Annotated in this window: 11 protein-coding genes; 9 read left to right on the top strand and 2 right to left on the bottom strand. The window is 53.2% G+C overall.

Annotated elements, in window-relative coordinates:
- Positions 1-16: 16 nt before the first annotated feature.
- Entirely contained in the window at positions 17-2,692 is a 2,676-nt protein-coding gene (gene glnD, locus ACNQ0T_RS12345; protein WP_032676702.1) for a bifunctional uridylyltransferase/uridylyl-removing protein GlnD, read from the bottom strand.
- 62 nt (positions 2,693-2,754) lie between these two features.
- Positions 2,755-3,549: a type I methionyl aminopeptidase gene (gene map / locus ACNQ0T_RS12350; protein ID WP_022647104.1), complete on the bottom strand. Its 795-nt coding sequence runs from the start codon at positions 3,547-3,549 to the stop codon at positions 2,755-2,757.
- Between the two features lie 321 nt (positions 3,550-3,870).
- Here map and rpsB point away from each other — a divergent pair, with 321 nt between their 5' ends.
- The 9 genes from rpsB (at position 3,871) to bamA (ending at position 14,084) form a co-directional block, all read left to right on the top strand.
- Complete coding sequence (rpsB, locus tag ACNQ0T_RS12355; protein ID WP_022647105.1) at positions 3,871-4,596, top strand: 30S ribosomal protein S2; 726 nt, start codon at positions 3,871-3,873, stop codon at positions 4,594-4,596.
- Positions 4,597-4,713: 117 nt separating this feature from the next.
- Positions 4,714-5,565 (top strand): translation elongation factor Ts, encoded by an 852-nt coding sequence (tsf, locus tag ACNQ0T_RS12360; protein WP_015572722.1) that lies wholly within the window; start codon positions 4,714-4,716, stop codon positions 5,563-5,565.
- A 149-nt stretch (positions 5,566-5,714) separates the two neighbouring features.
- Positions 5,715-6,440, top strand: a complete 726-nt coding sequence (pyrH, locus tag ACNQ0T_RS12365; protein WP_008501910.1) for a UMP kinase — start codon at positions 5,715-5,717, stop codon at positions 6,438-6,440.
- Positions 6,441-6,607: 167 nt separating this feature from the next.
- Positions 6,608-7,165 carry a ribosome recycling factor gene (gene frr / locus ACNQ0T_RS12370; protein ID WP_003856180.1) on the top strand — a complete coding sequence of 186 codons (558 nt, stop codon included), beginning with the start codon at positions 6,608-6,610 and terminating at the stop codon, positions 7,163-7,165.
- Between the two features lie 92 nt (positions 7,166-7,257).
- Positions 7,258-8,457, top strand: a complete 1,200-nt coding sequence (gene ispC / locus ACNQ0T_RS12375) for a 1-deoxy-D-xylulose-5-phosphate reductoisomerase (RefSeq protein ID WP_023299367.1) — start codon at positions 7,258-7,260, stop codon at positions 8,455-8,457.
- 185 nt (positions 8,458-8,642) lie between these two features.
- Positions 8,643-9,401 (top strand): (2E,6E)-farnesyl-diphosphate-specific ditrans,polycis-undecaprenyl-diphosphate synthase, encoded by a 759-nt coding sequence (gene ispU, locus ACNQ0T_RS12380; RefSeq protein ID WP_003856176.1) that lies wholly within the window; start codon positions 8,643-8,645, stop codon positions 9,399-9,401.
- 12 nt (positions 9,402-9,413) lie between these two features.
- Positions 9,414-10,271, top strand: a complete 858-nt coding sequence (cdsA, locus tag ACNQ0T_RS12385) for a phosphatidate cytidylyltransferase (RefSeq protein WP_003856175.1) — start codon at positions 9,414-9,416, stop codon at positions 10,269-10,271.
- An 11-nt stretch (positions 10,272-10,282) separates the two neighbouring features.
- A complete protein-coding gene (gene rseP, locus ACNQ0T_RS12390; RefSeq protein WP_022647108.1) occupies positions 10,283-11,635 on the top strand; it encodes a sigma E protease regulator RseP in 1,353 nt (450 codons plus the stop codon).
- 31 nt (positions 11,636-11,666) lie between these two features.
- Positions 11,667-14,084 (top strand): outer membrane protein assembly factor BamA, encoded by a 2,418-nt coding sequence (gene bamA, locus ACNQ0T_RS12395; RefSeq protein ID WP_022647109.1) that lies wholly within the window; start codon positions 11,667-11,669, stop codon positions 14,082-14,084.
- Positions 14,085-14,130: the final 46 nt, after the last annotated feature.

Genomic DNA, 14,130 nt, shown 5'->3' on the forward strand with positions numbered 1-14,130 from the left:
TTCACTAAAAAACACGTCACCCTTTATCGTTTGGATTGAGGGCTGCTGTCAACCGTTGTTGCACTTCAAGTTGCAGGTCATTATTAAGGGCACGCCGGTCGGCCGTCGCGATTATAAATAAATCTTCTACTCGTTCGCCAATGGTTGTAATTCGGGCGCCGTGAAGCGAAATTCCCAGATCGGCAAATACCTGGCCGACGCGGGCGAGCAGCCCTGGCTGGTCGAGCGCAATCAGCTCAAGGAACGATTTACGGTCGGTATGGGTCGGCAGGAAATTGACCTCGGTATCGACGGTAAAGTGGCGCAGTTTTGCTGGCTGACGTCGCGGCTGCGGAGGTTGCCAGCTGCGCTGCGTAATCGCCTGCTCGAGGCCAAAGCGTATCCCCTCATGCCTGTCCGACGACAGCGGGCTGCCATCCGGCTCCAGTACAATAAAGGTGTCCATCGCCATGCCGTCGCGGGTGGTAAAAATCTGCGCGTCGTGAACGCTCAGGTTACGCCTGTCCAGTTCGGCGCAGACCGCCGCAAACAAATAAGGCCGGTCCGGGCTCCAGATAAAGATCTCCGTTCCGCCACGCGTGGCCTGCGGGCTGAGCAGAATCATTGGTTTCGTCAGGTCGTGCTTCAGCAGATGCCGGGCGTGCCAGGCAAGCTGGTTTGGGCTGTGGCGCACAAAGTAGTTGGCGCGACAGCGCGCCCAAATCTGATGTAGTGCCTCTTCGTTAATGTTATCCATGCGCAACAGGGCAAGCGCCTGCAACTGGTGGTGGCGCACGCGCTCGCGCATATCCGGGGTGTTCTGCATCCCGCGACGCAGCTGTTTTTCGGTGGCGAAGTACAGTTCGCGCAGCAGGCTCTGCTTCCAGCTGTTCCACAGGGTTTCGTTGGTAGCGCAGATATCGGCTACCGTCAGGCAGACCAGGTAGCGCAGGCGGTTCTCCGTTTGCACTTCCTCGGCGAACTGTTTGATCACTTCCGGATCCTGAATATCACGACGCTGAGCGGTAACCGACATCAGCAGATGATGGCGAACCAGCCAGGCAATAAGCTGCGTCTCACGTGAGTTCAGGCCGTGCAGCTCGGCAAATTTCAGCACGTCCTGGGCACCGAGTACGGAGTGGTCGCCGCCGCGACCTTTGGCGATATCATGGAACAGGGCGGCGATCAGGATCAGTTCCGGGTGAGAGAGGCGTGGCCACAAATCAACGCACAGCGGATGGCGGGATCGCGTCTCTTCTCTGGCAAAACTTTCCAGCTTCAGCATGACGCGGATCGTGTGCTCATCCACCGTATAGGCGTGAAACAGGTCGAACTGCATCTGCCCGACAATATGCGACCACTGTGGCATATAGGCCCACAATACACTGTGTCGGTGCATCGGCAGCAGACCGCGGCTGACGGCGCCCGGATGACGAAGCATGCTCAGGAATAGCGAGCGCGCCTCCGGGATGTAACACAGCGGCTGCTTCAGATGACGCCGCGCATGGCGTAAATGGCGAAGGGTAGTGGAGTAGATCCCGGTGATCGTGCTGTTGCGCACCATGGTATAGAACATTCGCAGGATCGCTTCCGGCTCGCGGATGAACAGCGTTTCGTCGCGAAGATCGATCAGCGTGCCGCGCAGCTGAAATTCGTCATCAATCGGACGCGGTTTTTCGTCTGCCGTCAGCGCGAGGATCGCCTCATCGAACAGCTGTAACAGCATCTGGTTCAGCTCAGAGACGCGGCGAGTGACGCGGAAGAAATCCTTCATCATTTGCTCGACCGGCTCGTTGCCCTCGCCCTGGTAATTCAGGCGCTGCGCCACGCTAAGCTGCCGGTCAAACAGCAGGCGGTTATCGTAGCGGGTGACCTCCAGGTGCAGCGCAAAACGGATGCGCCAGAGCAGATGCAGGCACTCGTTGAGTTCGTTACGTTCGGCTTCGGTCAGAAAACCAAAACCGACCATTTCGTCCAGCGAGGTGGCCCCAAAATGGCGACGGGCGACCCATTGCAGCGTGTGGATATCGCGCAGGCCACCGGGGCTGCTTTTAATATCCGGTTCGAGATTATAGCTGGTGCCGTGATAGCGCTGGTGGCGCTGGTTTTGTTCTTCGACTTTCGCGGCGAAGAATTTTTCTGAAGGCCAGAAGCCGTCGCTAAAGATGTGCTTTTGCAGTTCGAGGAACAGCGCCACGTCGCCAATCAGCAGGCGGGTTTCAATTAAATTGGTGGCGACGGTCAGGTCAGATAACCCTTCCAGCAGACACTCTTCCAGCGTGCGCACGCTGTGACCCACTTCCAGCTTCACGTCCCAGAGCAGGGTCAACAGCTCACCGATTTTCTGCGCCCGATCGTCCGGCAGTTTTTTACGGCTTAAGATTAGCAGGTCGATATCAGAGAGCGGATGCAGTTCACCCCGGCCATATCCGCCGACAGCAACCAGCGCGACGTCGCTCACCTGCCCGAAACCGTAGTCGATCCACAGACGTTGCAGGAGCTGGTCGATAAATTCGGTGCGCGCTTCAATGAGCTGTTCGGCTGAGACGCCTGCATCAAATGCGCTACCCAGCCAGCGATGGAAAACCGCCATATGGGATTTGATATGCGCGCAGGTCAGCTCATGCGGTGGCCAGACGCCCGGGTTGTCAGGCTGGTCGGGGAGGGTGGGAAGTGCTGTGTTAGCATACTGTTCGGGTAAGAGATTACTCATCGTGCGCCACCCATAAGAAAAAGCTATCGCCATTAAAAAAGCCGGCATTCGCCGGCTTCTTATCACTCAATGTTCGTCAGTATCGCCGGGATGGTGTCATCCTTGCGCAACGTCATAATTTCGCAGCCGTTGTCTGTAACCACAATAGTATGCTCGTACTGGGCAGACAAGCTTCTGTCTTTGGTTTTTACCGTCCAGCCATCTTTCATGGTACGGATGCGGTAATCGCCCGCGTTGACCATTGGCTCAATAGTAAAGGTCATGCCCTTTTGCAGCACTACGCCACCGTCGTCTGCATCATAGTGCAGAACTTGCGGTTCTTCATGGAACACACGACCAATACCGTGACCGCAATATTCACGCACCACGGAGAAACCTTCCGCTTCCACAAACTTCTGGATTGCGGCGCCGATGGTGCGCAGGCGGATGCCTGGCTTCACCATTTTCAGCGCCAGGTAGAGGCTGTCCTGGGTGACTTTACACAGGCGCTCGCCCAGAATCGTTGGCTTGCCAACGATGAACATCTTAGAGGTGTCACCGTGGTAGTCGTCTTTAATGACGGTCACGTCGATGTTGACGATGTCGCCATCTTTCAGCAGCTTTTCGTCATCCGGAATGCCGTGGCAAACCACTTCATTAATAGAGATGCAGACGGATTTTGGAAAACCGTGATAGCCAAGGCAGGCGGAGACCGCGTGCTGCTCGTTGACGATATAGTCGTTACAGATGCGATCCAGTTCGCCGGTGCTGACGCCCGGTTTCACAAACGGTTCGATCATTTCAAGCACGTCAGCGGCCAGACGACCGGCGACGCGCATCTTTTCAATTTCTTCAGGTGTCTTAATAGAGATAGCCATGTAATCTGTCCATCGGTGTCGATTTTTTCGACAATACTAGTGTAAGTGTTGTCAATGGTATCAGTCAGGCGCACCCCGTGCCAAATTGAGAATCATTAACAGCACACTCCGCCAACAATTATTGGTTTCTGGCCGTGTTTTGTGATATAAAGCGCGCCGGACTTCCGATCCATCTCAGATACACAGGCTGGACGGGAGCGACAAATCTCACTTTGTGTAACAACACACACGTATCGGCACATATTCCGGGGTGCCCTTCGGGGTCGGTAATATGGGATACGTGGAGGCATAACCCCAACTTTCAATATAGAGGTTTTAAACATGGCAACTGTTTCCATGCGCGACATGCTCAAGGCTGGTGTTCACTTCGGTCACCAGACCCGTTACTGGAACCCGAAAATGAAGCCTTTCATCTTCGGCGCACGTAACAAAGTTCACATCATCAACCTTGAGAAGACTGTACCAATGTTCAACGAAGCCCTGGCTGAGCTGAGCAAGATCTCTTCCCGTAAAGGTAAGATTCTGTTCGTTGGTACTAAGCGCGCTGCAAGCGAAGCTGTGAAAGATGCTGCTAACAGCTGCGACCAGTTCTTCGTGAACCATCGCTGGTTGGGCGGCATGCTGACCAACTGGAAAACTGTTCGTCAGTCCATCAAGCGCCTGAAAGATCTGGAAACCCAGTCTCAGGACGGTACTTTCGATAAGCTGACTAAGAAAGAAGCGCTGATGCGCACTCGTGAACTGGACAAGCTGGAAAACAGCCTGGGCGGTATCAAAGATATGGGCGGCCTGCCAGACGCGCTGTTCGTAATCGATGCAGACCACGAGCACATCGCAATCAAAGAAGCTAACAACCTGGGTATCCCGGTATTCGCTATCGTTGATACCAACTCCGATCCGGACGGTGTTGACTTCGTTATCCCGGGTAACGACGACGCAATCCGTGCTGTTAGCCTGTACCTGAGCGCTGTAGCTGCTACCGTTCGTGAAGGCCGTTCCCAGGATCTGGCTTCTCAGGCGGAAGAAAGCTTCGTAGAAGCTGAATAATAAGGTTTTACCCCTTATTAGTACCGTGTATGAATAGGGGCCCATTATCGGCCCCTTTTTTCAATTTATACTGTTTGGCTCCCGGCCGGGCAGTTCACATCTCCCGAGGATTTAAGAATGGCTGAAATTACCGCATCCCTGGTAAAAGAGCTGCGTGAGCGTACTGGCGCAGGCATGATGGATTGCAAAAAAGCGCTGACCGAAGCGAACGGCGACATCGAGCTGGCAATCGAAAACATGCGTAAATCCGGTGCGATCAAAGCAGCTAAGAAAGCAGGCAACGTTGCTGCTGACGGCGTGATCATCACCAAAATCGACGGCAACTACGGCATCATTCTGGAAGTTAACTGCCAGACTGACTTCGTTGCTAAAGATGCTGGTTTCCAGGCATTTGCTAACAAAGTTCTGGACGCAGCGGTTGCAGGCAAAATCACTGACGTTGAAGTGCTGAAAGCACAGTTCGAAGAAGAGCGTGTTGCGCTGGTTGCTAAAATCGGTGAGAACATCAACATCCGTCGCGTATCTTCCCTGGAAGGCGATGTTCTGGGCTCTTACCAGCACGGCGCGCGTATCGGTGTTCTGGTTGCGGCTAAAGGCGCTGACGAAGAGCTGGTTAAACAGCTGGCAATGCACATCGCTGCAAGCAAACCAGAATTCGTTAAGCCAGAAGACGTGTCTGCTGAAGTGGTAGAGAAAGAGTACCAGGTTCAGCTGGACATCGCGATGCAGTCTGGTAAGCCAAAAGAAATCGCAGAGAAAATGGTTGAAGGCCGCATGAAGAAATTCACCGGCGAAGTTTCTCTGACTGGCCAGCCTTTCGTAATGGATCCAAGCAAGTCTGTTGCTCAGCTGCTGAAAGAGCACAACGCTGACGTGACTGGCTTCATCCGCTTCGAAGTGGGCGAAGGCATCGAGAAAGTTGAGACTGACTTCGCAGCAGAAGTTGCTGCCATGTCCAAGCAGTCTTAATGATTGAAAAGGAGCCGCCTGAGGGCGGCTTCTTTTTGTCACCCGTCTCACGAAATCAGACAGGCTCCAGTATCGCTGTGCTGATTTGCGACATATCATGTCGCCAGAATTAACCCCATCTTAATCGTTGACAGTCTCAGGAAAGAAACATGGCTACCAATGCAAAACCCGTGTACAAACGCATTCTGCTTAAGCTGAGTGGCGAAGCGCTGCAAGGATCGGAAGGCTTCGGTATTGACGCAAGCATCCTTGATCGCATGGCACAGGAAATCAAAGAACTGGTCGAACTGGGTATTCAGGTTGGCGTGGTCATTGGCGGTGGCAACCTTTTCCGTGGTGCTGGTCTGGCGAAAGCGGGGATGAACCGCGTAGTGGGCGACCACATGGGGATGCTGGCAACCGTGATGAATGGCCTGGCGATGCGTGATGCGCTTCATCGCGCCTATGTGAACGCTCGCCTGATGTCCGCTATTCCTTTGAATGGCGTATGCGATAACTACAGCTGGGCAGAGGCTATCAGCCTGCTGCGCAACAACCGCGTGGTGATCCTCTCCGCCGGTACGGGTAACCCGTTCTTTACCACCGATTCCGCAGCCTGCCTGCGCGGTATCGAAATCGAAGCCGATGTGGTGCTGAAAGCGACCAAAGTAGATGGCGTGTTTACTGCCGACCCGGCAAAAGATCCTTCAGCGACCATGTACGATCAGCTGAGCTACAGCGAAGTGCTGGATAAAGAGCTGAAAGTGATGGATCTTGCCGCCTTCACGCTGGCTCGCGACCATAAACTGCCGATCCGTGTTTTCAACATGAACAAGCCTGGCGCGCTGCGTCGCGTCGTGATGGGCGAAAAAGAAGGCACTTTGATTACGGAATAATTTCCGTCGGCGATAAATACAGGTAAGATTCCGCTTTACTTTGTAGTGGTATCTTACCTGGACGCGCCTTTGGCGCTGTCATGAATTAAACGCGACTATACTTAGCACACCTGTAGCGCTGTGCTGGCGGATAGTCTGCCTGAGACAAGTTTTCAAGGATTCGTATCGTGATTAACGACATCAGAAAAGATGCTGAAGTACGCATGGACAAATGCGTAGAAGCGTTCAAAAACCAAATCAGCAAAATCCGTACTGGCCGTGCTTCCCCAAGCCTGCTGGATGGCATCATCGTAGAATACTACGGTACGCCTACGCCACTGCGTCAACTGGCGAGCGTGACGGTAGAAGATACCCGTACCCTGAAAATCAACGTGTTCGATCGCTCAATGAGCCCGGCCGTTGAAAAAGCGATCATGGCATCTGACCTGGGTCTGAACCCAAGCTCAGCGGGCGCGGATATTCGCGTTCCACTGCCTCCGCTGACGGAAGAGCGTCGTAAAGATCTGATCAAAGTCGTTCGCGGTGAAGCAGAGCAGGGTCGCGTTTCCGTGCGTAACGTGCGTCGCGATGCGAACGATAAAGTGAAAGCCCTGCTGAAAGAAAAAGAGATCAGCGAAGATGACGATCGTCGTTCTCAGGACGACATTCAGAAAATGACCGACGCGGCGATCAAGAAAATTGATGCGGCGCTGGCAGAAAAAGAAGCGGAACTGATGCAGTTCTGATTTTCGCTATACACTGATAAACGCCGTTCAGAAGGACATTGAGTCTTGCTGGCGGCGTTTTGCTTTTATCTGGTCTAACTTTTGGGCATCTCATGAAGCATCTCACTCTCCTCGGCTCGACCGGCTCTATCGGTTGCAGCACTCTCGACGTCGTACGTCATAATCCCGACAGCTACACCGTGACCGCACTTGTGGCCGGAAAAAACGTGCAGCGAATGGTCGAACAGTGCATGGAGTTTACCCCTCGTTTTGCGGTGATGGATGATGAAGAGAGCGCCCGCCAGGTGAAAGCGCTGTTGCAGGAGAAGGGCTGTCGTACCGAAGTGCTCAGCGGGCAACAGGCGGCTTGCGATATGGCCTCGCTTGATGAAGTTGATCAGGTAATGGCGGCAATCGTCGGGGCGGCGGGTCTTCTGCCGACGCTTGCCGCTATTGATGCGGGAAAAGATGTTCTGCTTGCAAATAAAGAGTCGCTGGTCACCTGCGGACGCCTTTTTATGGAGGCGGTAAAACAGCGTGGGGCGCGTCTTTTGCCGGTCGATAGCGAGCACAACGCGATTTTTCAGAGTTTACCCCAACCTTTTCAACAAAACCTGGGGTACGCTGACCTGGAGCAGAATGGCGTTGTGTCGATTCTGCTTACCGGGTCTGGTGGCCCGTTCCGTGAAACGCCACTGTCTGAATTGAGCGCAATGACGCCGGATCAGGCGTGTCGTCATCCGAATTGGTCAATGGGGCGTAAGATCTCCGTCGATTCGGCCACCATGATGAATAAAGGTCTGGAATACATTGAAGCTCGCTGGCTGTTCAATGCGTCGGCGAAACAGATGGAAGTGCTGATCCACCCGCAGTCGGTGATTCACTCGATGGTGCGCTATCAGGACGGCAGCGTGCTGGCCCAGTTGGGCGAGCCGGATATGCGTACGCCTATTGCTCATACGATGGCGTGGCCAAACCGCGTAAAATCGGGCGTTAAGCCTCTCGATTTTTGCAAGCTGAGTTCACTGACGTTTAGCGAGCCTGATTACGACCGTTATCCCTGCCTGAAACTGGCGATGACGGCCTTCGATCAGGGGCAGGCGGCGACAACGGCGCTTAATGCAGCCAATGAAGTGACCGTCGAAGCATTCCTGAATCAGCAGATCCGCTTTACTGATATCGCCGCGTTGAATTTATCCGTACTGGAGATGATGGATTTGCGTGAGCCGCAGAGTGTGGAAGAGGTGCTGGCCGTGGATGAACAGGCACGTATTGTTGCGCGTAAACAGGTGACACGTCTCGCAAGCTGGTGATAAAGCAAGCACTAGTCGTCGTGCTATTTGTTAGCGTTGGGCTTCAGTGATATAGTCTGCGCCACCTGATCGCAGGTATTTGGCTTTAAGTGGTCAGGTAAGCCGTGGTATGACACGGCTTTTTTATGTATAGGCTTCAGTATTCCTGTGTACCGTTAAATCCTTTCAGGGACTAAAAACGCGTTATGTTGTCTGCGAATCAACCAATAAGCGAAAACTTGCCAGCACATGGCTGTCGCCATGTTGCAATCATCATGGATGGCAATGGCCGCTGGGCGAAAAGACAAGGGAAGATACGAGCCTTTGGGCATAAAGCCGGGGCGAAATCTGTTCGCCGCGCCGTTTCTTTTGCCGCCAATAACGGCATTGATGCGTTAACGCTCTATGCTTTTAGCAGTGAAAACTGGAATCGACCTGCGCAAGAAGTGACTGCGTTGATGGAACTGTTCGTGTGGGCGCTCGATAGTGAAGTAAAAAGCCTGCACCGCCACAACGTCCGCTTGCGTATTATTGGCGAAACCAGTCGTTTTAACTCACGTTTGCAGGAACGGATTCGCAAAGCTGAAGCGCTGACGGAAAATAATACCGGCCTGACGCTCAATATCGCGGCGAATTACGGTGGACGCTGGGATATTATCCAGGGGGTTCGGCATTTGGCTGAGCAGGTTCAGGAAGGGCTGTTAAGACCCGACCAGATTGATGAAGAGGCGCTGAGTCAGCAAATCTGCATGAATGAACTGGCTCCCGTGGATTTGGTTATAAGGACAGGGGGGGAGCATCGCATAAGTAACTTTTTGCTGTGGCAAATTGCCTACGCTGAACTTTACTTTACGGATGTTCTTTGGCCAGATTTTGATGAACAAGACTTTGAAGGTGCGCTGCATGCCTTTGCCAATCGAGAGCGTCGTTTCGGCGGCACCGAGCCTGGTGGCGATAACGCCTGATGGGGGTAGCTTTTGCTGAAGTATCGCCTGATTTCCGCTTTTGTATTAATACCCGTCGTTATCGCAGCGCTGTTTTTACTGCCTCCGGTGGGATTCGCTATTGTTACGTTGGTGGTGTGTATGCTCGCCGCGTGGGAATGGGGGCAGCTTAGCGGCTTTACCTCGCGCACTCAGCGGGTATGGCTGGCGGTACTCTGTGGTTTTTTACTGGCCCTGATGCTGTATACCTTGCCTGAATATCATCACGATGTTCACCAGCCGCTGGTTGCCGGATCCTTATGGATATCGCTGGCCTGGTGGATTGCTGCGCTTGTTTTAGTGCTTTTCTACCCGGGCTCTGCGGCGATCTGGCGTAACTCTAAAGTGTTGCGCCTTATTTTTGGTCTGCTCACGATTGTTCCGTTCTTCTGGGGTATGGTTGCGCTGCGCGCCTGGCACTATGACGAAAACCACTACAGCGGCGCAATATGGCTGCTTTATGTGATGATTCTCGTCTGGGGGGCTGACTCCGGAGCCTATATGTTTGGTAAACTGTTTGGCAAACATAAACTGGCGCCAAAGGTTTCTCCGGGCAAAACCTGGCAAGGTTTCATCGGCGGCCTGTTTACGGCAGCGATTATCTCCTGGGGCTATGGCGTCTGGGCGAATCTTGAGGTTGCCCCCTCCACGCTGCTGGTATGTTCGATTTTCGCGGCGCTGGCATCGGTACTGGGTGATTTAACCGAGAGCATGTTTAAGCGTGAAGCAGGGATTAAGGACAGTGGTCACCTGATTCCAGGACATGGCGGAATACTGGATCGCATTGACAGCCTTACCGCGGCTGTTCCCGTATTTGCTTGCCTGCTTTTACTGGTGTTTGGGACGATATAACGGAAGGTTTTATGCTGAGCATTCTCTGGAATCTGGCGGCGTTCATTGTTGCATTGGGTGTACTGATTACCGTGCATGAATTTGGCCATTTCTGGGTTGCCCGGCGCTGTGGTGTGCGGGTAGAGCGATTCTCGATTGGCTTTGGCAAATCGCTCTGGAAGCGCACCGATAAGCATGGCACCGAGTTTGTCATTGCTCTGATCCCCCTGGGCGGCTATGTCAAAATGCTCGACGAACGCGTTGAGCCTGTCGCCCCGGAACTTCGACATAGCGCGTTCAACAATAAAACTGTTGGCCAACGTGCTGCCATCATCGCTGCCGGACCGGTAGCCAATTTCATCTTCGCTATCTTCGCCTACTGGCTGGTGTTTATTATCGGCGTGCCTGGCGTACGCCCGGTTGTGGGTGAAATCACCACGGGTTCCATTGCGGCAACGGCGCAAATTACACCGGGAATGGAACTTAAAGCGATTGATGGTATCGAAACCCCTGATTGGGATGCCGTGAGGTTACAACTGGTTGCGAAAATCGGTGATGAGCAGACAACCGTCAGCGTATCGCCTTTTGGTTCCGACCAGCGGCAGGAAAAAGTGCTGGATTTACGCCACTGGCGCTTTGAGCCAGACAAAGAAGATCCAGTCGCTACACTGGGGATTCGCCCGCGCAGCGCGCAGATCGAGCCGGTGTTAGCCGAAGTACAGTCTAATTCGGCAGCGAGTAAAGCAGGTTTACAAGCGGGTGACAGGATCGTTAAAGTCGATGGTCAGCCATTAACACAATGGATGACCTTTGTTACTCTGGTGCGCGATAATCCAGGCAAGCCGCTCGCGCTGGAAGTGGAAAGGCAGGGGAGTTCGCTCTCACTGACCCTCACCCCGGATACCAAATCGGGCGGCGGTAAGGCGGAAGGGTTTGCCGGCGTTGTGCCGAAAGTGATCCCACTGCCAGATGAGTACAAGACAATACGCCAGTATGGGCCGTTTAGCGCCATCGTTGAGGCCACGGATAAAACATGGCAGCTGATGAAGCTTACGGTCAACATGTTGGGGAAATTGATAACCGGTGATGTGAAACTGAACAACCTCAGTGGGCCAATTTCGATTGCTCAGGGGGCTGGGATGTCAGCGGAGTTCGGGGTGATTTACTATCTCATGTTCCTTGCGCTGATTAGCGTGAACCTGGGGATAATCAACCTGTTCCCGCTTCCCGTATTAGATGGGGGCCATCTGCTGTTTTTAGCGATTGAAAAGCTAAAAGGCGGACCGGTATCCGAGCGAGTTCAAGACTTTAGTTATCGCATTGGCTCGATTTTGCTGGTGCTGTTAATGGGGCTTGCACTTTTCAATGATTTCTCTCGGTTGTAAGAGAGTTAGTTAGGAAGAACGCATAATAACGATGGCGATGAAAAAGTTGCTCATAGCGTCGCTGCTGTTTAGCAGCGCGACCGTATACGGTGCTGACGGGTTCGTAGTGAAAGATATTCATTTCGAAGGCCTTCAGCGTGTCGCCGTTGGTGCGGCCCTCCTCAGTATGCCTGTGCGCCCCGGCGATACGGTTAATGATGAAGATATCAGTAACACCATCCGTGCTCTGTTTGCCACTGGCAACTTTGAGGACGTCCGCGTCCTGCGCGATGGTGATACGCTGGTGGTTCAGGTAAAAGAACGTCCAACGATTGCCAGCATCACTTTCTCCGGCAACAAGTCGGTGAAAGATGACATGCTCAAGCAGAACCTTGAGGCATCGGGTGTTCGTGTGGGGGAATCTCTGGACCGCACAACCCTTGCAGACATTGAAAAAGGTCTGGAAGATTTCTATTACAGCGTCGGTAAATACAGCGCGAGCGTTAAAGCGGTTGTTACACCGCTGCCACGTAACCGTGTTGACCTGAAACTGGTCTTCCAGGAAGGTGTTTCTGCGAAGATCCAGCAGATCAACATCGTGGGTAACCACGCGTTCAGCACCGACGAATTGATCTCCAACTTCCAGCTGCGTGACGAAGTGCCGTGGTGGAACGTGGTAGGCGATCGTAAATACCAGAAACAGAAACTGGCGGGTGACCTTGAAACCCTGCGCAGCTACTATCTGGATCGCGGTTACGCCCGTTTCAACATCGATTCAACTCAGGTGAGTCTGACTCCGGACAAGAAAGGTATCTACATTACCGTTAACATCACAGAAGGCGATAAATACACGCTTTCAGGTGTTGAAGTCAGCGGCAACCTGGCAGGACATTCTGCTGAAATTGAATCTCTGACCAAAATCCAGCCGGGCGATCTGTATAGCGGATCTAAAGTCACCAAAATGGAAGACAGCATTAAGAAGCTGCTCGGCCGTTATGGTTATGCGTATCCGCGTGTGCAAACGCAGCCGGAAATTAACGACGCGGATAAGACTGTTAAGCTTCACGTTAACGTTGATGCGGGCAACCGTTTCTACGTGCGTAAAATCCGCTTCGAAGGTAACGATACCTCTAAAGACTCCGTTCTGCGCCGTGAAATGCGCCAGATGGAAGGGGCATGGCTGGGAAGCGATCTGGTCGACCAGGGTAAAGAGCGTCTGAACCGTCTGGGCTACTTCGAAACGGTCGATACCGATACTCAGCGTGTACCAGGTCGTCCGGATCAGGTGGATGTTGTTTATAAAGTTAAAGAACGTAATACCGGTAGTTTCAACTTCGGTATTGGTTACGGTACTGAAAGTGGCGTGAGCTTCCAGGTCGGCGTTCAGCAGGATAACTGGCTGGGTACGGGTTACTCTGTCGGTATCAACGGGACGAAAAACGACTACCAGACCTACTCTGAGTTCTCCGTTACCAACCCATACTTCACCGTGGACGGTGTAAGCCTGGGTGGTCGTATCTTCTATAACGACTTTAAAGCAGACGACGCGGACCTCTCCTCGTATACCAACAAGAGTTACGGTCTGGATGGTACGCTCGGCTTCCCGGTTAACGAATACAACACCCTGCGTGCAGGTTTAGGGTACGTGCATAACGACCTGTCTAACATGCAACCGCAGGTGGCGATGTGGCGTTACCTGGACTCCATCGGTCAGTCTGCAAGTACGTCCAGCGATGACAACGGTTTCGCCGCGGATGACTTCACCTTCAACTACGGTTGGACCTACAACCGTCTTGACCGTGGCTACTTCCCGACGGAAGGTTCACGCGTTAACCTGAACGGTAAGGTGACGATCCCGGGCTCGGATAACGAGTTCTACAAGGTCACTCTGGATACGGCGTCCTACTTCCCAATTGATGACGACCACAAGTGGGTCGTACTGGGTCGTACCCGCTGGGGCTATGGTGACGGTATCGGAAGCAAAGAGCTGCCGTTCTATGAGAACTTCTACGCCGGTGGTTCAAGCACCGTTCGTGGCTTCCAGTCCAATAACATTGGTCCGAAAGCGGTTTACTACGGCGGTAATGACGAAGATAACTGCGCAAGCCGCGATTCAAAACAAGTCTGTAGCTCTGATGATGCGGTAGGCGGTAACGCCATGGCCGTGGCGAGCCTCGAGTTCATCACGCCGACGCCGTTTATCAGTGATAAGTACGCGAACTCTGTCCGTACCTCCTTCTTTATGGATGCAGGTACGGTGTGGGATACCAACTGGGAGAATACCGCCCAGATGCGTGCAGCGGGCGTTCCGGACTACAGCGATCCGGGCAACATTCGCATGTCCGCAGGTATCGCATTACAATGGATGTCACCGCTGGGGCCGTTGGTCTTCTCCTACGCCCAGCCGTTCAAGAAATACGATGGAGACAAAGCGGAGCAGTTCCAGTTTAACATTGGTAAAACCTGGTAATAATCCGCTGCAATGGAATGCGTTGGCAGTGTAGCGCTGACAACCG

Source organism: Enterobacter cloacae complex sp.6700776, assembly GCF_048284255.1.
GTDB lineage: Bacteria > Pseudomonadota > Gammaproteobacteria > Enterobacterales > Enterobacteriaceae > Enterobacter > Enterobacter intestinihominis.